The sequence below is a fragment of the Natronorubrum halophilum genome (assembly GCF_003670115.1).
Taxonomy (GTDB): Archaea; Halobacteriota; Halobacteria; order Halobacteriales; family Natrialbaceae; genus Natronorubrum; species Natronorubrum halophilum.
On sequence record NZ_QQTY01000001.1, the window covers coordinates 775,824 to 795,213 of the forward strand.

The following is a 19,390-nucleotide window of genomic DNA, read 5'->3' on the forward strand; positions in this document are numbered from 1 at the left end:
CCGGTCCTGATGCCACGGTAGATGGTCAGCCGACCGCCGACGTTTTGTCCCGACTGTGGCGCTCGTCTCGAGACGGGTACCGTCGATAACCGCGAGCGCAAGCGCTGTCCGGCCTGCAAGGACGTGGTCTGGCACAATCCGGTCCCCTGTACAAGCGTCGCGGTCGTCGATCGGTCGGGTCCCGAACCGGCGGTACTCTGCGTTGAACGGGCCGTCCCGCCGGGCGTCGGCGAGTGGACGATCCCCGGCGGACACATGGAGGTCGGGGAGGAGCCCGCGGCGGCCGCCGTCCGCGAACTCGAGGAGGAAACCGGCGTCGTCGTCGATCCCGACGCCCTCGAGATTTGCGACGCGGCCACCGTCCCGCCTCGGGACGGCAAACACGTGGTGACGGTCCACTACGTCGTAGCGTGGAGCGACGCCGCGGGTACGCCGACAGCCGGCAGCGACGCGAGCGCGGCCCGGTTCTTTACGCCGGCGGCGTTCGACGCCACCGACGAGGCGTTTCGTCCGATTCACGACGCGTGGTTTCGAGCCGCTGCCGGTCGGTTCGAGTGAGTGCCGGAGTACCCCCTCGAGCGACCGAGTATCAACAGATTCAGTAGTGTCCTCCCCATCGGTTGGACGATGAGTATTCCATCGTTCGTTATTGGGATCGCCGGTGGGACGGGTGCCGGCAAGACGACGGTCGCACGCACCGTCGCCGAGACCGTCGGCGAAGCCGTCACCCGAATTCCGATCGACAACTACTACGAAGACCTCTCGCACCTCGAGTTCGAGGACCGAGCGGCGGTCAACTACGACCACCCGGACGCGTTCGAGTGGGAGTTGCTTCGAGAGCAGTTGAACGCGCTGTTGATGGGACAGTCGGTCGAGATGCCCCAGTACGATTTCGAGGTGCACAACCGCACGGACGAGCGGGTGACGGTCGAACCCACGGACGTCATCGTGCTCGAGGGAATCCTCTCGCTGTACGACGAGGCGGTCCTCGAGATGCTCGATCTGCGGGTTTACGTCATGACCGACGCGGACGTGCGGATCCTGCGGCGGATCGAACGCGACGTCATCGACCGGGGTCGCGGTCTCGAGGGCGTGATCGACCAGTACCTCGGAACGGTCAAGCCGATGCACGAGCAGTTCGTCGAACCGACGAAGAAGAACGCGGACGTGATCATTCCCGAGGGTGCGAACCGAATGGCCGTCGACCTCCTGACCGAGAAGATCGAGGCCGAACTCGCGACCGAGGGACCCGACCGAGACGCCGACCCCGACTACGAACTGTCGTTCAACGAACCCACGGCGAACTGAACGGCCCGCCGTGGACGAACCCGACATTCCTTTACTCGAGCCCTGAATACGGGCGGGTATGTTCCTCTCTCTACGCGCAGAGGTCGAGGCCGCCCTCGAAGGGGCCCTCGCCGAACTCGACTTCCCGACGGACGATCTGGGGATCGAAGAACCGCCGGAAGACGTCGCGAGCGTCCTCGCCTCGAGTGCGGCCTTCCGGCTGGCCGGCGAGGCGGGCGCGTCGCCGCCGCAGGTCGCCGGCAGACTCGCCGACGAACTCGACGCCGACGAACTGACCTACGTTTCGGAGATCCGTACGCAGGGTCCGTACCTCAACTTCCTGCCGAGCGACGCCTACTTCGCCGAGACGCTGGCGTCCGCGACCGACGACAGCTACGGCGCGCTCGAGGACCGCGGGGAGTCCGTCGTCGTCGAGCACACGAGCGCGAACCCGACGGGGCCGGTTCACGTCGGCCGGGCGCGGAATCCGATCATCGGCGACGCCGTCGCGAACCTGCTGGATCTCGCCGGCTACGACGTCGACCGCCACTACTACGTCAACGACGCCGGCCGGCAGATGGCCGTCTTCACGTGGGCCTACGAGACCTTCGACGAGGACGACCTGGAGGACGACCCCGAACGCGACCGCATCGAGTACGACCTCGTCCGCTACTACCGGAAGGGGAACGCCTTCCTCGAGAACGCCTCGGAGGCCGACCGCGAGGAGGCCGAAGCCGAGATCGAGTCGATCATGCAGGGGCTCGAGGCGGGCGACGAAGGGACCTACGAACGGGTCAGCGAGGTCGTCGATCAGGTGCTCTCGGGTATGAAAGGCTGCCTCGCGCGACTCCCCGCGGAGTTCGACGAGTTCGTCAAGGAGACGCGGTTCATGCGCAACGGCGACACCGACGACCTCGTGGCTCGGCTCGAGGAACTCGACGAGGCGATCTACGACGAGGACGCCTGGCAACTCGAACTGGACGAGTACGGCATCGACAAGAACCTCGTCTTCCTGCGCTCGGACGGCACCTCGCTGTACGCCACCCGCGATCTGGCCCACCACGAGTGGAAGTTCGACGAGTACGACCGCGCGGTGACGGTGCTCGGCGAGGATCACAAACTCCAGGCCAAGCAGGTTCGGACGACGCTCGAGTTGCTCGGTAACGATACCGACGTCCTCCAGCAGGTGCTGTACTCCTACGTCAACCTGCCCGAGGGGAAGATGTCGACCCGTCGCGGCACCGGCGTCGACTTGGACGATCTGCTCGACGAGGCGATTTCGCGCGCGCGCCAAGAGGTCGAGGACCGACTCGACGACCGCATCCGGGACGACGATCTGGACGAAGGCGATATCGAGCGCATCGCCCACCAGGTCGGGATCGGCGCGGTCCGGTACGATATCGTCTCCAAGCAGCCGACGAAGGCGATCACCTTCGAGTGGGATCAGGCGCTGGACTTCGAGGCCCAGTCCGCGCCGTACGTCCAGTACGTCCACGCGCGCTGTTGTGGCATTCTGGAAGAAGCCGGACTCGATCCCGACGCCGACCTCGCGGATCAGGACGTCGAGCTCGACTCGCTCCGCACCGACCTGCTCGAGACGGACGCGGAACGCGACCTCCTCGAGACGATCGCCCGGTTCCCGGCGGTGGTCGACGAGGCCGCGGACGATCTCGAGCCCCACCAGATCGCGACCTACACCCGCGAGTTCGCCGACCGGTTCAACGGCTTCTACCGCGAGTGTCCGGTGTTGGCCGACGGCGTCGATCCCGACGTTCGCGAGGCCCGACTCGCGCTCGTGGCCGCATCGAAACACACGGTCGCGAACGCGCTGTCGGTCCTCGGCGTCGAACCGCCGCGTTCGATGTAGACGGGGACCCGTTCTCACAGGAGACGCGGCGACGACCCACGTATAACTACCCAGTTTGCTGTCTCGAAAAATCAGTCGCCGGTGGACCGACTACCGCTCGATCGTTCGCACGACTGTTGGCGTTACTCGGCCGTTTTCTTGACCTTGTCGACGAACTCGTCTCGCGAGATGTTGTTCTTGTAGTAGTCGACGATCCACTGCACGTTAACGGAGAACAGTGCTATCTGCTCGCCTTTGTGCTTGATCGTCCACTCGATGGTTTTGATCTTGGAAACGAACGTCTCGTAATCGACCGCGGCCTTCTCGTGATTGTCGACGATCGTCTCGAGCTCGCCGTACAGCACATCGAGATCGGTGACCTCGGTCGTCGCGACGACGTGGACCATGTCGTCTTTGTGCTCGATTTTCTTCACCGAGATCACGTCGCTATCGAGGTCGAGTTTCGTGCCGTCGAACCCGGGGACATCGTCGATATCTTTTTCGCCGTTATCGCCGTTGTCGCCGTTATCTCCGTTATCGTTGCCCCCGTCGTCCGATCCGGGGGAATCGTCGTCGGGATCGTCGTTGCTTGTTTCGCTATCGGAACAACCAGCCAGTGCGGTTGCGAGCGCAGCGCCACTGCCGAGGAGTACTTTTCGTCGCTCCATATTCGGGCCATCGATAACGGAGGTGATTAGTAATCAGTTCGTTACTGTCCCCAGCCGGAGACTGTGAGGCGCTACTCGGCCGTCAGCCGCGATCGGCGCTACCCCGCGCCGTTCGGCCTCGAGCGAGTATCTCGCGGTCGAAATGGTGTTCATTACGGCGGTTGTGAAAGACGCTACTATCCGCGTCATCCCGCTGCACCACGGAATCGAGTTCGAGAGTTTCGGCGGTCGTTACCCGCTCGATGCCGGTTCAGGAACCGATTACCACGGTGACACTCATCCGGAGCGACGAATCAGAGATCCGACTCGGCTTCCGTGATCGCATTCGAGACGTCGTCGTGCGCTGCCTCTCGTTCGTCGGCCTCCTCGTCGCCGTCACCGGCGTCGTCGGTCTCGTCGGAGTGATCGACGGTGGAATCGTGGTCGCGGTGGGAGTCGCCGGCATCGTCCGCCGGCGGTTCGGACGCCTCACCGTCGGCGTCGGTTTGGCCCGCCACGTCGGACACGTCGATCCCGGATAGGTCCGCCGCGAGTTGCCGGTAGGCGGCGGCCGCGGGGCCGTCGGGTTCGTAGACGACCAGCGGCGTTCCGGCGTAGACGCTTTCTCGAGCCGCAAAGTCCTCGGGGATCGTTCCCAGCAGGGACGTCTCGAGGCGTGTCGCGATCTCGTCGTAGGAGATGTCGCTGTCCGGCCGCGTGCGGGTGACGAGGAGTCCCGCGATTTCGCCGCCAGCGCGCTCGGTCAACTCGAGGGTCTTCTTCGAGTCGTGGACGGCCGCGGGTTCGGGCGTCGAAACGAGGACGACGGCGTCGGCCAGCCCCAGGGGCAGTACGGTTTCGTGACTGACGCCGGCCCCGACGTCGAGAAAGACGTAGTCGAAGCGGTCCCGGAGGTCGGAAACGACCTCGCGGAGCCCTTCCGGAGCGGTGTCCGCGTACTCGTCGAGGCTGGTGCCACTCGGGACCGCGACGATGTTATCTGCGATTCGATAGGTAGCATCGTTGACCGATGCGTCACCGGACAGCACGTCGTGCAGCGTCGTCGAGTCGGGAGTCAGGCTGACGAATCCGGCGAGGTTCGCCATTCCGAGGTCGGCGTCGACGATGGCGACGCGCTGGCCGGCCTGTGCGAGGGCCGTGCCGAGGTTTACCGTCGTCGTCGTCTTTCCCACGCCGCCTTTCCCACTCGCGATAGCATAGACCGTCTCGTGAGACATACTGGAGTACTGTCCGGACTGTGGAACGGCAGGGTCTTAAATCGTCACCTCGGTGCACGCTACGTGATGTGAAACCGACACGTCTGCGAGACGGATCGGAATCGCGTGCTAGAGTAGCCACTGACAGTCACTGCACACCTGATCGCACGATAGCTGTGCGATGGGTGTGTAAATCGGTTCAGTCGTTCCTATACTGCGTCTCCGACAGTCGTTGACACGTTGGCAAGTGTGTCAAAGGATTCTTACCCACAGCACCGCTTTGTACGGACAATGAGCCAGGAGGGCGGGCAGGAGCAATCCGACCGGAAAAAATACGAGTTCCGGAAGGTAATCGAGGATCTCAAGGATTTCGACGGCTCCGGGACGCAGCTCGTAACGATCTACGTTCCGGACGACCGTCAGATCAGTGACGTCGTTCAACACGTTACCCAAGAACACAGTGAAGCGGCCAACATCAAGTCCAAACAGACCCGGACGGCCGTTCAGGACGCACTGACGAGTATCAAGGACCGACTCCGATACTACGACACTTATCCGCCGGAGAACGGACTCGTGTTGTTCTCCGGTGCGGTCGACTCCAGCGGCGGGCGGACCGAGATGGTAACCCGAGTGCTCGAGAGTCCGCCCCAACCCGTCGAGTCCTTCCGCTATCACTGCGACTCGGATTTCCTCACCGAGCCGCTCGAGCACATGCTCGCGGACAAGGGCCTCTACGGCCTGATCGTCCTCGATCGGCGCGAAGCGAACGTCGGCTGGTTGAAAGGGAAACGCATCGAGCCGGTCAAGTCCGCGTCGTCGCTCGTCCCCGGGAAGCAACGAAAGGGTGGCCAGTCCGCCCAGCGGTTCGCCCGGCTGCGGCTCGAGGCGATCGACAACTTCTATCAGGAGGTCGCCGGGATGGCCAACGACCTGTTCGTCGCGAAACGCCACGAACTCGACGGGATCCTCGTCGGCGGTCCCTCGCCCACCAAAGACGAGTTCCTCGACGGCGACTACCTCCACCACGAGATACAGGACAACGTCATCGGAAAGTTCGACGTCGCCTACACCGACGAGTCCGGCCTGAAGGACCTCGTCGACAACGCCGAAGAGGCGCTGGCCGACGCCGAGGTGATGAAGGACAAAAAGCAGATGGAGGAGTTCTTCGAGGAACTCAACGCGGGCGACCTCGCGACCTACGGCTTCGAGCAGACCAGGCGGAACCTCATGATGGGGGCGGTCGACCGACTCCTGATCAGCGAAGACCTTCGCAAGGACGTCATCACCTACGACTGCGGCGAGTGTGGCAGTACCGAGCGCGAAGTCGTCGACCGGCGAAAGGCCACGCCCGTCCACACGTGTACTGACTGCGGCTCCGAAGTCGAGGCAACCGAGGAGGACCGCGAGGACGCGATCGACCACCTCATCGAGATCGCCGAACAGCGGGGCTCGGAAACGAAATTCATCTCGACCGACTTCGAGAAGGGCGAACAGCTCTACAACGCCTTCGGCGGCTTCGCGGGTATCCTGCGCTACAGTACCGGCGTCTAGATCGACACCGGCGTTCCGGCGGCATCCGATGTTTCGTTGCCCCACCCGCTTCTCCGTTGATCCTCTCTACCGAGGTCGTTTTACCGGCGGCGACCGTATCGGTGGCTGACCTGACCGATGTGTTCGTCGTGTCCATCCCGCGACGTCCTTCGAACGAGCATCCAGCGGCGGGCGATCCTCGAGTGTCTCGACGGCGGCCCGCGACACAAGCGGGATCTCGTCGAGGCGCTCGAGTGCTCACGATCGACGATCGACCGGGGAATGCGCGAACTCGAGCAACTGGAACTCGTCCGACGCAGGGGTGGTTCGGACGGGCGGTGTCAGCTGACGCTTCTCGGGAGAGTGGTTCTTTCGAGCTGTCGTCGACGCGTCGAAACCGTGGCAGCGATCGACGAGAGCAGCAGGGTGCTCGAGTACGTTCCGAGCGACGCGCCGATGTCGACCGCGTTACTCGAGGGGGCAGACGTTTCGGAACCATCACCGCACGCCCCGTACGAACCGCTCCAGCAGCTCGTCGAGAGCATCGCCGTGGCGGATCGGATACGCGCCGTTATTACCGCCGAACGAACCCCCATGACCCGTGTCCAACTCTACAACCGAACCGTCGACGGTACTCTCGACATCGAGGCCGTCTTCACCGAGGAACTCGCGACGTTCCTGTCCGAGACGCACCCGGGACAGGTTCGTGACGTGATGGTCGATGGCGGGTTCGACATATACGTCACCGACTCGGCACCCTACGAACTCATGATCATCGAGACGGGATCCGAGTCGCGGGTCATCGTGTTCGTTCTGAACGAGACGGGGGAGGTCCGCGGCGTCATCACGAACGAGACGGCCGCCGCACTCGAGTGGGCTACCGGGGTGTACCGCGGGTTTCGGGCCGACGCACAGCCCCTGTCGCCGCCGGTTGACGATTGACCGTCGGTTAGAGCGTTCCCCGAAGACGAACTTCCTCGTCGGTGATCTCCTCGATACTGCCTTCATCGAGCGGGTGTGCCTCTTCGCTCTTCGTGGCCCAGCCGAGTTTCGCCTTTATTGTCTCCGTCGTACTCGGATCGAGTTCGACGTAGCCGTAGCCGTCGCGAACTTCGATGATCCGGCCGACTGCGGTACCGTCGGCGTTCAGGACCCGCTTTCCTTCGTCGTCTTTGGTGATCGCATCCTCAGTCATTGGTTGTGAAACGATCCGTTCGAACCGCGTACCGATCGGTCGGTCACCACGATTGATCTGCCAGAGCGGCTTGGAACGACGGCGAACGGACAGAGGTAGTGGTGGCACGGATACGCGACTAATAAAGCGGTAAAACCGTTCCGTCGATCACAGGACCATTACGCCCCGAGCGACCGAGGGCCGTCGAGTACGCTGTCCCTACTCCGCGACCCCGCTCGCTCGCCCGGAAGGTAGCCACACACAACAGAAGGGTTATGCCGGTAGTCACGTATTACCACTCGATCAATGGCCGAATCCCCGTCCTTTGCCGCATCGTTCGACGACCCGCGGATCACCGCGCAGTTCTGTCGTCGGGTGACCGGGTCGGCAGGCGATTGTCTGCTTCTCGGCGTGGTCCACGACCACCCCGCGAGCGTCGCCCGCGTCGAACGCGTCCTCGAGTCGGTCGAACCCGAAACGCTCGCCCTGGAGTTACCGACGGCAGCCCTCCCCCTGTACCGCGCCTACGCTCGCGACGGCGAATCCGACGCCCCACCGCGGTTCGGCGGCGAGATGAGTGCGGCGATTCGCGCCGCGCCGGACGCTTCAGTCGTCGGCATCGACGCCCCGAACTGGTCGTTTCTCCACCAACTCGTCACCCGCCTGATCGCCGACCGCGTCTCGACGACGACGGCTCGGCGCGTTATCTCGAGCCTCGGCGGGGCGACGCGGGAGGCCCTGACCTGTCGCGTCGCCGCGACGCTGACCCACGCGACGTCGATGACCGTCACCTGCGACGAACCGATCGAATACGAGTGTGATCACGCCGATCCGCCGGCGGAACAGGCCGCCCACGAGCGCTCCCACGTCGCCGGCGTCCAGGCGCTGCTCGCCAGCGTCCGAACCGACGACAGCGCGCTCGCCTACCGCGACGAGACCCGCGAACGCTGTATGGCCGACCGGCTCGAGGAGCTTCGGTCGACCACCGACGGTGACGTGGTCGCCGTCGTCGGCGTCGACCACCTCGAGACGCTCGCGGAGTCGCTTTCCTCGTAACTGCTGGGACCGCTCGCGCGTGGAATCGCGCCGTGAGCGCAAGCGGAACGAACCGACGAGAAACGAGTGTGTTACCGCCGAGCGGGCGGTTCGATCAGGATTTCACCGGTGCTACTGACCGTTACGCGGTGGTCGTGGACGACGAACGAGAGCGAGCCGCCGGTTCGGGACCGTCCGTCGTAGCGCGGTCGAAAGAGGGTGTCGAGTGCGTCGGGGTCGACGGTATCGTACAGCGAGAGACGACCGTCGGTAACGTCGACACCCAGACAGTCGGCCAGCGCGTGGATCACGGTCGTGCTGAGCGTCGCCGGACCGTTCGGGTCGTGTGTCGCGCGGTACACCGACGGGGGGCGAAACTGCGAAGCGGGAGGATAGGGGCGTTGTCCGTACATGACTATTCGTCGTCTCTCCCCTCTCTGTGTTTGAAGGATAAAAGCGTAATCGTTCATTACTGGGCGAAACTGTCGAGTCGGGGCCCGTTTCCGACACTATTCCAAGAACGTCCGGAAAGTGTGAATTATCGGTACAAGATTGATAGTGGCGGTAGCGACCGCGATCCGGGAGTCACTGACGAAGCGACAGGACACAGTTCCAGCAGTACGTAAACGTCTGATCAGCCTCGTTTCGCACCCCGCAGTGTGGGCACTGAATCGTCTCCCCGTCGAACTCGAGTTCGCGGTCGTCCTCGCGTTCCTCGGGGTCGTCGAAATCGTCGGCCGACCTCGGATAGCGGTCGGGACCCGGCGAACTGTGCGAACTCGCGCGATTGGGGTCGGCGAACGACGGCGGGCTTCCGCTATCGCTGTCACTGTCCCGGACGTAGACGTAGTACAGTAGCAGATGTAACAGGGCGAACAACACCACGTACCCGACGAGCCAGCCCCAGAGCTCCATATCGTGTCATTGGTTCTCAAGACACTTGGATATTCCCTGAGTTATGGCTCGCGGAGAGTCAACCAGAACTGAATGCGGAGTACGCTCTCCGGCTCGTCGAAACATATCACACATCCACCGAACGGGCGTCGTTCGATCCGGCGTATCGTGGCGTTCGATGGCTACGAGAGGTCGCGACCGAACTCGTCGAAGACCTCGAAGTTGTCAGGAAGATCGTACTCGAGGCGTCGCTCCTCCTGACGGTTGACGCCGGCTTCGTCGATCGGCGTGGCGGCGTCCTCCCATCCGGGTTTGATTTTGACGCTCTTGGCCGGCATGCCGATCGCGATGTGGTGAGCGGGAACGTCGTGCTGGACGATGGCGCGCGCGCCGACGATGGCGTTCTCGCCGACCTTGCAGCCGGCACGGACCATCGCGTCGTAGGTGAGGCGCACGTCGTCCTCGACGATCGTGTGATAGTTACGAACCTCGGTCTGGTCGACAACGTCGTGATCGTGGCTGTAGACGTGGACGCCGTCCGAGACGGAGACGCGGTCGCCGATGGTCAGTTTCCCGCGGTCGTCTAAATGGACGTCGTCGTGGACGACGGCGTTGTCGCCGATCGTGATATTGTGACCGTAGGTGAACGAGATCCCCTTGAAAAACCGGCAGTTGTCGCCACAGTCCTCGAAGAGGTGATCGGCGAGCATCCGCCGAAATCGCAGGGCGAACTCGACGTTGTCCGCGATCGGCAGGCTATCGAACTGTCGCCAGAGCCACTGGAGGTGTTTCGACCGGCGGAACAGCTGCTCGTCCTTTTCGGCGTAGTACTCGCTCTCGAGGGTGGTGTTACAGGGATCGTAACTCTGTAAGCGGACGCGTTCGGCCGGAGTCATCGACTCGCCGGCCCGCCAGCGCTCGTAAGCCTCGCGATCGCCCGAAAGGTCGATCAGGACGTCCTCGACGACTGAACAGGTGTCCTCGTCGCTCGCCAATCGCTGATCGACGTCGTCGATGAACTCGCGCATTCCCGCCTCTGCCTCATCAGGGAGCGAGACGAACCGCTTTGTCATACTTCGACGTATTATCCGCGGAGTTGATAGGGGTTCGGTTGTACGATCGGTTTGCCGGACCACACGCGGAAACCGCAATACGGGGAGGCTCTGGCCGTCCCGTACAGCCATGCGCTACGTCTGGACTCGAGCCGTCGCGATCGTCCGGATATCGTCCATATCGGCCGGCACTCCGTTCAAAACCCCGATAACGGCTCTGGACTCTCTCGAGAACCGTCGCGGCTGCCGGGATCGCGCCTCGCTCGAGCACGCCGCCCGAGCCTCGAAAATCCGTTGCGTCGTTCCGTCGCCGATGAGAGTCTCCGCGAGCCGGGAAAACCCTCATTTTCGCCTCCGGTGTACGTTCACGACGGACGCGCCGTTTTAGCCGCGGCGCGAACGGAGCACCGATGAGCGAGCCCCAACACCACGAGCCGGCGGGTATCGATCCCGAGTACGATCACCTCCGAGCAGACGGCGTCGACGAGGAGCGACTCGAGGCGCTGCTCTCCGACTACGCGCTGGGCCGGGACGACCACGAGAACGCGCCGGCGTTCCTGATTCGGCCGGACGACGTTCAGGAGGTGCTTGCACTCCTGCGCGATGAGGCCGGATTCGACCACCTCTCGTGTCTCACGCCGCAGGAGTACGAGGATCGGTACGAGTCGATCCTTCACCTGACGAAGTACGATCGGCGGACCCACGAAGTGACGCTGGTCGTCCAGCTTCAACCGGACGACCCCGTCTGCCAGACCGCGGAACCCGTGTTTCGGACGGCGGAGTGGCACGAGCGCGAGGCGTTCGATCTCGTCGGCATCGATTACGAGGGCCACCCCGACCCGCGACGAATTTTGCTCCCCGAGACGTGGCAGGGTCACCCGCTCGCGCTGGACTACGACCAGGACAAACCGCAGGTCGTCAAATTCGCCGAACACGCCAACCCGATCCAGCCCGACCACCGCGACTCCGAAAGCGATACGATGCTGTTGAACATCGGTCCGCACCATCCCGCGACCCACGGGGTGCTCCACCTCAAGACGACGCTCGACGGCGAGTCGGTCGTCGACGTCGATCCCGACGTCGGCTACCTCCACCGGTGTGAGGAACAGATGTGCCAGAACGGCACGTATCGCCACCAGATCATCCCCTACTCGAACCGGTGGGACTACACGGCGAACCTCCCCAACGAGTGGGCGGTCGCCCGCGCCATCGAGGACCTCGCCGACATCGAGGTCCCCGAGTACGCCCAGGTCCTGCGCACGATGTCGACCGAACTCGGCCGGATGCTCGGCCACTTCCTCGCGGTGGGCACGTTCGCGCTCGACGTCTACGGCGACTTCACCGCCATCTTTCAGTACGCCTTCCGCGACCGGGAGGTCGTCCAGGATATTCTCGAGGACCTCACCGGTCAGCGGATGATGTTCTACTACTTCCGGCTCGGCGGCGTCGCCTGGGATCTGCCCGAACCGCGCGCGGAGTTCTTCGAGAAGACGCGGGACTTCCTCGACGAACTGCCGGCGAAGGTCGACGAGTACCACTCGCTGCTCACCGGCAACGAAATCTTCCAGATTCGGACGGTGGATACGGGCGTTCTCGAGCCCGAAGTCGCCAAGGAGTACGGCTGCACCGGCCCCGTCGCGCGCGGCTCCGGAATCGAGTACGATATCCGACACGACGACCCCTACGGCTACTACGAGCACCTCGAGTGGGACGTCGTCACCGAAGAGAGCTGTGACAACCACGCGCGGGTGCTCGTCCGGATGCGCGAGGTCGAGGAGTCGGCCAAGATCGTCGAGCAGTGTCTCGACTTGCTCGAGGAGTGGCCCGAGGACGACCGAACCGTCCAGAGCAACGTGCCGCGGACACTGAAACCGGACGCTGGCACCGAGACCTACCGCACCGTCGAGTCCGCGAAGGGAGAACTCGGCGTCTACATCCGCGCCGACGGCTCGAACTCGCCGGCCCGGTTCAAGATCCGCAGCCCGTGTTTCCACAACCTCTCCGCGCTCCCGGAGATGGCCGAAGGCGAGTACGTCGCCGATCTGATCGCCTCGCTCGGGAGCCTCGATCTCGTGCTCGGTAGCGTCGATCGGTGACCCGCGTTCGCGTATTCCTCACTCGACGAGCGCCGAATCCCGCGTTCACTCGGTCTCGTCGTTCTTCGACGTACTCGATCCTCGGCGTCGTGGTCGCGCTCGGGCTCGCCTTCCATACCGGCGGTCCAACGTCGGTCCGGGTAGGTCTCCGGCCTGCCGGCGGCGGGACGCGAGGGGTTCGAAGCGATCCTCTCGAGGTGTTGCGATCCCGTCGCGGACGGGCGAAGCGGCCGATGTTTACCGAGGATAGCCGCATGACATCCTCCCCGGCGTAAACGGCGCGGCTCTCGCTGTGGCAGGTAGCTTGCCGAAACCTTCGACGAGGTCGACAAGCGTTAAGTTCGCCGGACCGAAGACACCGAACGAATGCCGATTGATCGATGGACGGCGGACAGCGGTGTCGTCCGCGTCCGGTGGACGGCCCTCGGGCGCGACCGGCGAAGCGGCGGTGTCGGGGCGGCGACCGTCGCACTGACAGACGCGTTCGCGCTCCCGGCTCCTCGGTAGCGACATGGTTTCCCATCGTCTTCCGGGGCTCGCGGTCCTCTGTCTCGGTGCGCTGCTCGCCCAGGTCATCGCGCAGATCGCCCCGCTCAATCACCTGCTCGTCGCCATCGCGATCGGATTTCTCCTGGCGAACGGCGTCGACGTCCCGGAGCGGTTCGAGCCGGGTATCGCAACCCACAAGCTCTGGCTCGGTGCCGGCATCGTCCTCATGGGCGCGTCGTTGACGCTGGATACCGTCCTCGAGGTCGGCGTGACCGTCCTGCTCATCGTCGTTCTCGTGGCCGGGATAACGATCGCCATCGTCGAAACGCTCTCCCGGACCGTCTTCGGACTCGCCGATCGGCTCGGATCGTTGCTCGCGGCCGGTGCGGGCATCTGTGGGGTGTCGGCGGTCGTCGCGGTCGCCGGGGCGGTGGAGGCTCGAGAGGATCAGATCGCCTACGCGGCGGCGACGGTCCTGTTGTTCGATGCGGTCACCATCGTGGTCTATCCGATCGTCGGCGACGCGCTCGGGCTATCGGGGGTCGTCTTCGGAATCTGGGCCGGCGTCAGCATGTTCTCGACCGGACCGGTCGTCGCGGTCGGATTCGCCCACTCGGAGGTCGCCGGCCAGTGGGCGACGATGACGAAGCTCTCGCGAAACGTGCTGATCGGCGTCGTCGTCCTCGGGTACGCGAGTTACTACGCACGAACGGGGAGCGGGAACAGCTCCTCCGTTCGGGCCCTCTGGAACGATTTCCCGACGTTCGTGCTCGGATTCCTCGCATTCATGCTCCTCGCGAGTGCGGACGTGTTTTCGTCGACGCAGCAGGCGACGATCGAGACGATCTACGACTGGCTGTTCGTGCTCGCGTTCGTCGGCCTCGGCACGGAAATTCGGCTCGCCGAGCTCCGAACCACCGGAATGATGCCAGCAGTCGCCGTTCTGATCTCGCTGCTCGTCGTCAGCACGCTCTCGCTCCTGGTGCTGACGCTGCTGTTTTGAGGGGGTTTTCGGCTCGCGTCCGGACACGGCAGCAACCAACCAGTGCGCTGAATCCGCGCTTCAGTGCCGATTCGCCCCTTTCTCCCGCTCTATCGCGTACTCGTCGGCTATCTCGGCCGTCCTCGAGTCGAATCAGTCGATGAACAGCTGCGGCAGATTCGGGTGGCGAGCGTCGGTTTCGTCGGCGAGATCACGGTGATAGCGGACGTGCGTTTCGGCGTCGTACGGGAACTCGTCGGCGTCGACGCCGACGAATCCGTGGCCGTTCCGGGTACCGTTCGACGACTCACTCACGAAACGTCTCGACGTCGCCGAGGTCGCCGGGCGAGATGCCCTCGTTTGCGCCGCCTCGAGCCGACACTGGACGGAACCGTTCCGCCGACAGACACCTCCGCCCAGTGGAGACGGCGCGTCTCACCCGACGAAGCGGTTCACCAGCCGAACGTCGCGAAGAAGAACACGACGCCCAGATAGCCCGCGATGATGACGACCGCGGCGATCGGCACGGTCTCGACGAGGCCGTACGAACCGTTGGTGACCGTCCGCTCGACTCGGGAATCGGACGCCGCCTCGAGTCGCTCTACCGTCGGCATCACTTCGGGAAGGCCCTTCCGGCGGGCGTCCCACTTGTTCAGCGCGACGACGGCGACGGCGGTCATTACGAACGCGAGCGGGAGCAACACGAGCGGCGTCGTGATTCCGAATCCGTACAGCAGCAGTACCAGAACCGTGACGCCGGCGGCGGTTAGCGCGAACGGAATCTGGGTGTTGACGTGGTCGATGTGGTCCGACCCCGCGAAGATGGACGACATCACCGTCGTGTCGCTGATCGGCGAGCAGTGATCGCCCAAGATCGCCCCGCCGAACAGGACGCCGAGCAGCACGGGCAGGAGCGACGCGCCCCCAAGGTCGTACCCGAGGGGGATCGCGAGCGGCGTCAAAATCGCCATCGTCCCCCACGAGGTCCCGGTCGTGAAGGCGACGAACGTCGCGGCGACGAAGATCAGGATCGGGAGGAACGAGCCGGGAACGCCGCTGCCGACGAGCAGGTCGGCGATGTAGTCCGCTGTTCCGACCTCGCCAGCGGCGTGGCCGATTCCCCACGCGAGTACGATGATCGCGGCGGCGATCATCATCGTCTTGAACCCGTCGAGCATCGTTTCGCTCGCTTCCTCCAGCGTCATCGTTCGATACCCGATCGAACCGAACAGCCCGACCGCCATGAACGCGAACGCGCCGTAGAGCAGTCCGAGCGCGACGTCGGTCTCCTGGAACGCGGTGGCGACGTCGACGTCGGGCTGGTACCCGCCGCCGAGCCACCACATCGCGCCCAGTCCGACGACCAGCAGCGCCAGGATCGGCGCGAAGAAGTTGACGAGCGTCGGATTCTCCTCGCTCGGCTCGCCGACCTCGCTCGAGACGTCTGACAGCGGTGTCGAGTCCTCGCGGATCGTTCGCTTCTCGCTTCGCGCCCGCCACTCGGCGTCGAGCATCGGTCCGTAGAACCGCTGCGTGATGGCGATGAAACCGACCATGAAGAACGCGAGCAGACAGTAGACGTTCCACGGAATGCTCTGTAAGAAGAGGCCGAACGGCGTCAGGCCGAGGTCCGACGCGGAAACGCGGGCGGCCTCGAACCCCACGATAATCATCGAGACCTGGTAGCCGATCCAGTTCGAGACCGGCCCGAACGTCGTCACGGGGGAGGTAGTTGAGTCGAGGACGTACGCGTGCATCTCGCGCGAACTGTGGTTCTCTTCGGAGAGGTCCCGCGTCGCGTTCCCCGTGACGATGGTGCTCGTGTACGAATCGAAGAAGATGAAGATCCCGATGAGCCACGTCAGGACCTGCGAATCGCGAGCAGTGTTCACTCGGTGTCCGATCCAGTTCTGCAGCGCGATGACCCCGCCCGAACGGTAGATGAACGCGGCGCCGGCGCCCATGAACAGGATTAGAACGAGAAAACGCGTGTTGAACGGTTCGCGGACGACCTCGACGAGCCAGTCGATCGAGAGCGCCGTGGCGGAGATCGGATTTCCTCCGACGACCATCAGTGCGCCGATCCAGACGCCGGCGAACAGCGATACCAGCACCTGTCTCGTGTACATCGCGAGTCCGATTGCGAGCAACGGGGGTGCTAGTGCTAGAATACCATACTCGGACATACGGTTCACAGTTGTTCAATAATACGTTATAAACTTACGTGGAGTCCCTCGTCACCCACTCAGGGGTTTCGAATCGCCCGGAAAACCCCTCAAAGACGTGTCACGTCGAGCGCCACCGGGCGGCACAGAACATACTTTACCTCGAGCGCGCAACTACCCGGCGTATGTCCGATGGCGCATTCGACGGCTACGGCGGGAGACACGTTCCGGAACCGCTGCTCGAGCCGCTCGAGCAACTCGCGACCGCCTACGACGACGTCGCCGGCAGCGACGAGTTCCGAGCCGAGTTGCACGACTTGCTCGAGGGGTTCGCCGGGCGGCCGACGCCGCTGTATCACGCGAGCAATCTGAGCGAGCGCTACGGTGCTGAAATCTACCTCAAGCGCGAGGACCTGCTCCACGGCGGCGCACACAAGATCAACAACTGCCTCGGGCAGGCCCTCCTCGCCAAACGCGCCGGTCGGAATCGACTGATCGCCGAAACCGGGGCCGGCCAGCACGGCACGGCGACCGCGATGGTCGGCGCGCTGCTCGGCCTCGAGACGGAGATCTACATGGGCGCGAAGGACGTCGCCCGCCAGGAGATGAACGTGTTCCGGATGCGTCTGATGGGTGCCGAGGTCAACGAGGTCACCCGCGGGGACGAGGGACTCACGGACGCCGTCGATGCAGCGCTCGAGGACTTCGCGGAGAACGTCGACGACACGCACTACCTCGTCGGCAGCGTCGTCGGTCCGGATCCGTTCCCGCGAATGGTCCGGGATTTCCAGAGCGTCATCGGTCGGGAGGCCCGCGAACAGTTCCGCGAGGAGACCGGCGAACTCCCCGACGCCGCGGTCGCCTGCGTCGGCGGCGGCTCGAACGCGATCGGTCTCTTCCACGCGTTCCGCGAGGACGACGTCGACTTCTACGGTGCCGAAGGTGGCGGCGAGGGAAGCGACTCGAGTCGCCACGCCGCCCCGCTTTCGAAAGGCAAAGACGACGTCATTCACGGGATGAAAACGCGCGTGATCGACGACGACGTGGAGGTCCACTCCGTCTCGGCGGGACTCGATTACCCCGGCGTCGGTCCCGAACACGCCATGTTTCGGGCCGTCGGCCGCTGTGAGTACACCGGAATCACCGACGACGAAGCCCTCGCGGCGTTCCGCGAGTTGAGCGAGACTGAAGGAATCATCCCCGCTCTCGAGTCCAGCCACGCCGTCGCGCGAGCGGTTCGACTCGCCGAAGCCGGCGAACACGAGACGATCCTCGTCAACCTCTCCGGACGCGGCGACAAGGATATGGAAACGATGGCCGCGAAGTTCGACCTCTGATCGCTCGCTCGAGCGTACTCCGTGGCGGCGTCTCGAGCTCTGTGAGCCCGCTATCACAACGACGATCGCACTCGAGTCGCCAGCGCCGACGCATCGTCGGGCTCGAGTCGGTCCCGAAACAGCGAGAGCGACACGTCGTCGTCTACGGTCCGGGGCAGAAGGTGTACGTGTGCGTGGTCGACGGTCCCAACCAGCGGTCCGCTGGTGTGGAAGACGCTGAATCCGTCGGGATCGAGCACCGCCTCCAGCGCGTTCGCGACGGTTTGAACCGAGTCGAAGACGGCCGCCGACATCGCCTCGTCGACCGCCAGCAACTCCTGCTCGTGGACGCGTGGAACGACGAGGCTGTGTCCCCGGACGGCCGGGTTAGCGTCGAGAAACGCGATCGTTCGGTCGTCCTCGTAGAGCACGTGCGCCGAGCGATCGCCGGCGACGATTCGGCAGAACTCACACTCGTCTTCCATACCCGATACCTCTCGCGAGCGAACATATAGGTAACTCTGCACGAACGATCGACCGGTTCGGCCGAAGCCGCCGAGAGACGAAATCACAACAGTCCGTGTTCGTCCTGCAGCGTCCGGTACTGCTCGAGATACCGATCGGCGACGGCGTCCCGGTCGTAGTCGGCGAACCGATCGTCGAACTCCCGGTACTCGAGGTCGCCGGCGTCGAGAATCGCATCGGCGAGTTCCTCCTCGCTGGTCGTCCGAAAGCCCCGGTCCCAGCCTTCGACGAGTTCGTGGGCGCTCGAGTCGGCGTGGTACTCGACGATGCCGACACAGCCCGACGCCAGCGCCCACAGCATCTCCGTCGGAAAGACGCAGCGTTCGGCCGTCTGTGCGAAGACGTGCGCCCCCCGGTAGGCCGCGATACGCTCCTCGAGGGATAAGTCGCCGACGAACGTGATTCGATCGTCGATCCGGAGATCGCTCGCGAGCCGTTCGTACGCCGCCCGTTCGGGGCCATCGCCGACCACCGTCAGCTGCCAGCCGCGACCGCGAAGTTCCGCGAGCGCGAGCAGGAGGCTCTCGAGGTTCGCACCCTCGTCGAGCCGGCGGGCGTAGATCACGTCGACTCGATCGTCCGGCGTCACCGCCCGGATTCGCTCGAGGTTGATCGGGTTCGGAACGGTCTCGACGTCGTCGCCGTCGGCTCCGCGCTCCCGGACCCACGTTGCGACGAGTTCCGACGGCGCGACGATTCGGGCACCCCGCCCCGCCGCCAACCGGGTCCACCGATCGTCGGTGATGCCGCCGTCGCCGTACCATTCGGTGACTAGCGGCACGCGCGCGAGCGTCGCACCCCAGCTAGCCGCGAGCACCGACGTCGGCGGCTGCGCCGTCGCGTGAACGATATCGGGACTCGCAGCCGCCAGATCGAACGGCAGTCGCAGGCAGAACGACCGGCGAGCCTCCGGGTCGGCCGAAACGGCGTGATAGGTGACGTCGTCCCGCTCGAGCGTGCCCGATTCGTCGTCCCAGAAGTTGGCACAGAACAGGTGCACGTCGTGATCTCGATCGCGGAGTACCTCGATGATCGTCTGCAACCGCCGGTTCGTCTCGGTGTCGCGGTGGTGAACCGTTTCGAGCGAGACGAACGCGACGCGCATACAGCGCGGGACGTAGCGGGAGGATAAAAA

The 19,390-nt window shown here is 64.3% G+C and carries 20 protein-coding genes; 10 read left to right on the top strand and 10 right to left on the bottom strand.

Annotated elements, in window-relative coordinates; translation table 11 throughout:
- Positions 1–21: 21 nt before the first annotated feature.
- The 3 genes from DWB23_RS03770 (at position 22) to argS (ending at position 3,154) form a co-directional block, all read left to right on the top strand.
- Positions 22–558: an NUDIX hydrolase gene (locus DWB23_RS03770; protein ID WP_121741452.1), complete on the top strand. Its 537-nt coding sequence runs from the start codon at positions 22–24 to the stop codon at positions 556–558.
- A gap of 69 nt (positions 559–627) precedes the next feature.
- Positions 628–1,308 (top strand): uridine kinase, encoded by a 681-nt coding sequence (udk, locus tag DWB23_RS03775; protein ID WP_121741917.1) that lies wholly within the window; start codon positions 628–630, stop codon positions 1,306–1,308.
- A gap of 58 nt (positions 1,309–1,366) precedes the next feature.
- Entirely contained in the window at positions 1,367–3,154 is a 1,788-nt protein-coding gene (gene argS / locus DWB23_RS03780; RefSeq protein ID WP_121741453.1) for an arginine--tRNA ligase, read from the top strand.
- Between the two features lie 122 nt (positions 3,155–3,276).
- On the opposite strand, the gene DWB23_RS03785 is transcribed toward argS, so the two are convergent.
- Both DWB23_RS03785 and minD read right to left on the bottom strand, forming a co-directional pair.
- Positions 3,277–3,801, bottom strand: coding sequence for a hypothetical protein (locus tag DWB23_RS03785; protein ID WP_121741454.1), 525 nt, complete (start codon positions 3,799–3,801; stop codon positions 3,277–3,279).
- 293 nt (positions 3,802–4,094) lie between these two features.
- Positions 4,095–5,018: a cell division ATPase MinD gene (minD, locus tag DWB23_RS03790; protein ID WP_121741455.1), complete on the bottom strand. Its 924-nt coding sequence runs from the start codon at positions 5,016–5,018 to the stop codon at positions 4,095–4,097.
- 270 nt (positions 5,019–5,288) lie between these two features.
- Between minD and prf1 the strand changes: the two genes are divergently transcribed.
- Both prf1 and DWB23_RS03800 read left to right on the top strand, forming a co-directional pair.
- Positions 5,289–6,548, top strand: coding sequence for a peptide chain release factor aRF-1 (gene prf1, locus DWB23_RS03795; protein WP_121741456.1), 1,260 nt, complete (start codon positions 5,289–5,291; stop codon positions 6,546–6,548).
- A 117-nt stretch (positions 6,549–6,665) separates the two neighbouring features.
- Positions 6,666–7,469, top strand: a complete 804-nt coding sequence (locus tag DWB23_RS03800; RefSeq protein WP_121741457.1) for a helix-turn-helix transcriptional regulator — start codon at positions 6,666–6,668, stop codon at positions 7,467–7,469.
- Between the two features lie 7 nt (positions 7,470–7,476).
- Here the strand turns inward: DWB23_RS03800 and DWB23_RS03805 are convergent, their stop codons facing one another.
- The gene (locus tag DWB23_RS03805) at positions 7,477–7,722 is read right to left on the bottom strand and encodes a PRC-barrel domain containing protein (RefSeq protein ID WP_121741458.1); all 246 of its coding nucleotides are present in this window, start codon (positions 7,720–7,722) and stop codon (positions 7,477–7,479) included.
- 285 nt (positions 7,723–8,007) lie between these two features.
- Here DWB23_RS03805 and DWB23_RS03810 point away from each other — a divergent pair, with 285 nt between their 5' ends.
- Entirely contained in the window at positions 8,008–8,757 is a 750-nt protein-coding gene (locus tag DWB23_RS03810) for a TraB/GumN family protein (RefSeq protein WP_121741459.1), read from the top strand.
- Positions 8,758–8,828: 71 nt separating this feature from the next.
- Here the strand turns inward: DWB23_RS03810 and DWB23_RS03815 are convergent, their stop codons facing one another.
- The 3 genes from DWB23_RS03815 to DWB23_RS03825 all read right to left on the bottom strand — a co-directional run bounded on the left by DWB23_RS03815 (position 8,829) and on the right by DWB23_RS03825 (position 10,703).
- Positions 8,829–9,149 (bottom strand): HalOD1 output domain-containing protein, encoded by a 321-nt coding sequence (locus tag DWB23_RS03815; protein ID WP_121741460.1) that lies wholly within the window; start codon positions 9,147–9,149, stop codon positions 8,829–8,831.
- Positions 9,150–9,321: 172 nt separating this feature from the next.
- Positions 9,322–9,651, bottom strand: coding sequence for a DUF7577 domain-containing protein (locus DWB23_RS03820; RefSeq protein WP_121741461.1), 330 nt, complete (start codon positions 9,649–9,651; stop codon positions 9,322–9,324).
- A 161-nt stretch (positions 9,652–9,812) separates the two neighbouring features.
- Complete coding sequence (locus tag DWB23_RS03825; RefSeq protein WP_121741462.1) at positions 9,813–10,703, bottom strand: acyltransferase; 891 nt, start codon at positions 10,701–10,703, stop codon at positions 9,813–9,815.
- Between the two features lie 389 nt (positions 10,704–11,092).
- On the opposite strand from DWB23_RS03825, the gene DWB23_RS03835 reads away from it, so the two are divergent.
- The 3 genes from DWB23_RS03835 (at position 11,093) to DWB23_RS03840 (ending at position 14,270) form a co-directional block, all read left to right on the top strand.
- Positions 11,093–12,778 (top strand): NADH-quinone oxidoreductase subunit D, encoded by a 1,686-nt coding sequence (locus DWB23_RS03835; RefSeq protein ID WP_121741464.1) that lies wholly within the window; start codon positions 11,093–11,095, stop codon positions 12,776–12,778.
- A 366-nt stretch (positions 12,779–13,144) separates the two neighbouring features.
- Complete coding sequence (locus tag DWB23_RS22835) at positions 13,145–13,285, top strand: hypothetical protein (RefSeq protein ID WP_162989735.1); 141 nt, start codon at positions 13,145–13,147, stop codon at positions 13,283–13,285.
- A gap of 4 nt (positions 13,286–13,289) precedes the next feature.
- Positions 13,290–14,270, top strand: a complete 981-nt coding sequence (locus tag DWB23_RS03840) for a YeiH family protein (protein ID WP_121741465.1) — start codon at positions 13,290–13,292, stop codon at positions 14,268–14,270.
- 132 nt (positions 14,271–14,402) lie between these two features.
- On the opposite strand, the gene DWB23_RS22840 is transcribed toward DWB23_RS03840, so the two are convergent.
- Both DWB23_RS22840 and DWB23_RS03845 read right to left on the bottom strand, forming a co-directional pair.
- Complete coding sequence (locus tag DWB23_RS22840) at positions 14,403–14,564, bottom strand: hypothetical protein (protein WP_162989736.1); 162 nt, start codon at positions 14,562–14,564, stop codon at positions 14,403–14,405.
- Positions 14,565–14,701: 137 nt separating this feature from the next.
- Positions 14,702–16,435 (bottom strand): Na+/H+ antiporter NhaC family protein, encoded by a 1,734-nt coding sequence (locus tag DWB23_RS03845; protein ID WP_121741466.1) that lies wholly within the window; start codon positions 16,433–16,435, stop codon positions 14,702–14,704.
- 164 nt (positions 16,436–16,599) lie between these two features.
- Here DWB23_RS03845 and trpB point away from each other — a divergent pair, with 164 nt between their 5' ends.
- The gene (trpB, locus tag DWB23_RS03850; RefSeq protein WP_121741467.1) at positions 16,600–17,751 is read left to right on the top strand and encodes a tryptophan synthase subunit beta; all 1,152 of its coding nucleotides are present in this window, start codon (positions 16,600–16,602) and stop codon (positions 17,749–17,751) included.
- A gap of 53 nt (positions 17,752–17,804) precedes the next feature.
- On the opposite strand, the gene DWB23_RS03855 is transcribed toward trpB, so the two are convergent.
- Both DWB23_RS03855 and DWB23_RS03860 read right to left on the bottom strand, forming a co-directional pair.
- Positions 17,805–18,215: an HIT family protein gene (locus DWB23_RS03855; protein ID WP_121741918.1), complete on the bottom strand. Its 411-nt coding sequence runs from the start codon at positions 18,213–18,215 to the stop codon at positions 17,805–17,807.
- An 83-nt stretch (positions 18,216–18,298) separates the two neighbouring features.
- Entirely contained in the window at positions 18,299–19,360 is a 1,062-nt protein-coding gene (locus DWB23_RS03860; RefSeq protein WP_121741468.1) for a glycosyltransferase family 4 protein, read from the bottom strand.
- Positions 19,361–19,390: the final 30 nt, after the last annotated feature.

Bases quoted from the DNA above. Each gene is read 5' to 3' on its own strand.
- DWB23_RS03770 (WP_121741452.1), top strand. From the start codon at position 22: ATGGTCAGCCGACCGCCGACGTTTTGTCCCGACTGTGGCGCTCGTCTC.
- udk (WP_121741917.1), top strand. From the start codon at position 628: ATGAGTATTCCATCGTTCGTTATTGGGATCGCCGGTGGGACGGGTGCC.
- argS (WP_121741453.1), top strand. From the start codon at position 1,367: ATGTTCCTCTCTCTACGCGCAGAGGTCGAGGCCGCCCTCGAAGGGGCC.
- DWB23_RS03785 (WP_121741454.1), bottom strand. From the start codon at position 3,801: ATGGAGCGACGAAAAGTACTCCTCGGCAGTGGCGCTGCGCTCGCAACC.
- minD (WP_121741455.1), bottom strand. From the start codon at position 5,018: ATGTCTCACGAGACGGTCTATGCTATCGCGAGTGGGAAAGGCGGCGTG.
- prf1 (WP_121741456.1), top strand. From the start codon at position 5,289: ATGAGCCAGGAGGGCGGGCAGGAGCAATCCGACCGGAAAAAATACGAG.
- DWB23_RS03800 (WP_121741457.1), top strand. From the start codon at position 6,666: ATGTGTTCGTCGTGTCCATCCCGCGACGTCCTTCGAACGAGCATCCAG.
- DWB23_RS03805 (WP_121741458.1), bottom strand. From the start codon at position 7,722: ATGACTGAGGATGCGATCACCAAAGACGACGAAGGAAAGCGGGTCCTG.
- DWB23_RS03810 (WP_121741459.1), top strand. From the start codon at position 8,008: ATGGCCGAATCCCCGTCCTTTGCCGCATCGTTCGACGACCCGCGGATC.
- DWB23_RS03815 (WP_121741460.1), bottom strand. From the start codon at position 9,149: ATGTACGGACAACGCCCCTATCCTCCCGCTTCGCAGTTTCGCCCCCCG.
- DWB23_RS03820 (WP_121741461.1), bottom strand. From the start codon at position 9,651: ATGGAGCTCTGGGGCTGGCTCGTCGGGTACGTGGTGTTGTTCGCCCTG.
- DWB23_RS03825 (WP_121741462.1), bottom strand. From the start codon at position 10,703: ATGACAAAGCGGTTCGTCTCGCTCCCTGATGAGGCAGAGGCGGGAATG.
- DWB23_RS03835 (WP_121741464.1), top strand. From the start codon at position 11,093: ATGAGCGAGCCCCAACACCACGAGCCGGCGGGTATCGATCCCGAGTAC.
- DWB23_RS22835 (WP_162989735.1), top strand. From the start codon at position 13,145: ATGCCGATTGATCGATGGACGGCGGACAGCGGTGTCGTCCGCGTCCGG.
- DWB23_RS03840 (WP_121741465.1), top strand. From the start codon at position 13,290: ATGGTTTCCCATCGTCTTCCGGGGCTCGCGGTCCTCTGTCTCGGTGCG.
- DWB23_RS03845 (WP_121741466.1), bottom strand. From the start codon at position 16,435: ATGTCCGAGTATGGTATTCTAGCACTAGCACCCCCGTTGCTCGCAATC.
- trpB (WP_121741467.1), top strand. From the start codon at position 16,600: ATGTCCGATGGCGCATTCGACGGCTACGGCGGGAGACACGTTCCGGAA.
- DWB23_RS03855 (WP_121741918.1), bottom strand. From the start codon at position 18,215: ATGGAAGACGAGTGTGAGTTCTGCCGAATCGTCGCCGGCGATCGCTCG.
- DWB23_RS03860 (WP_121741468.1), bottom strand. From the start codon at position 19,360: ATGCGCGTCGCGTTCGTCTCGCTCGAAACGGTTCACCACCGCGACACC.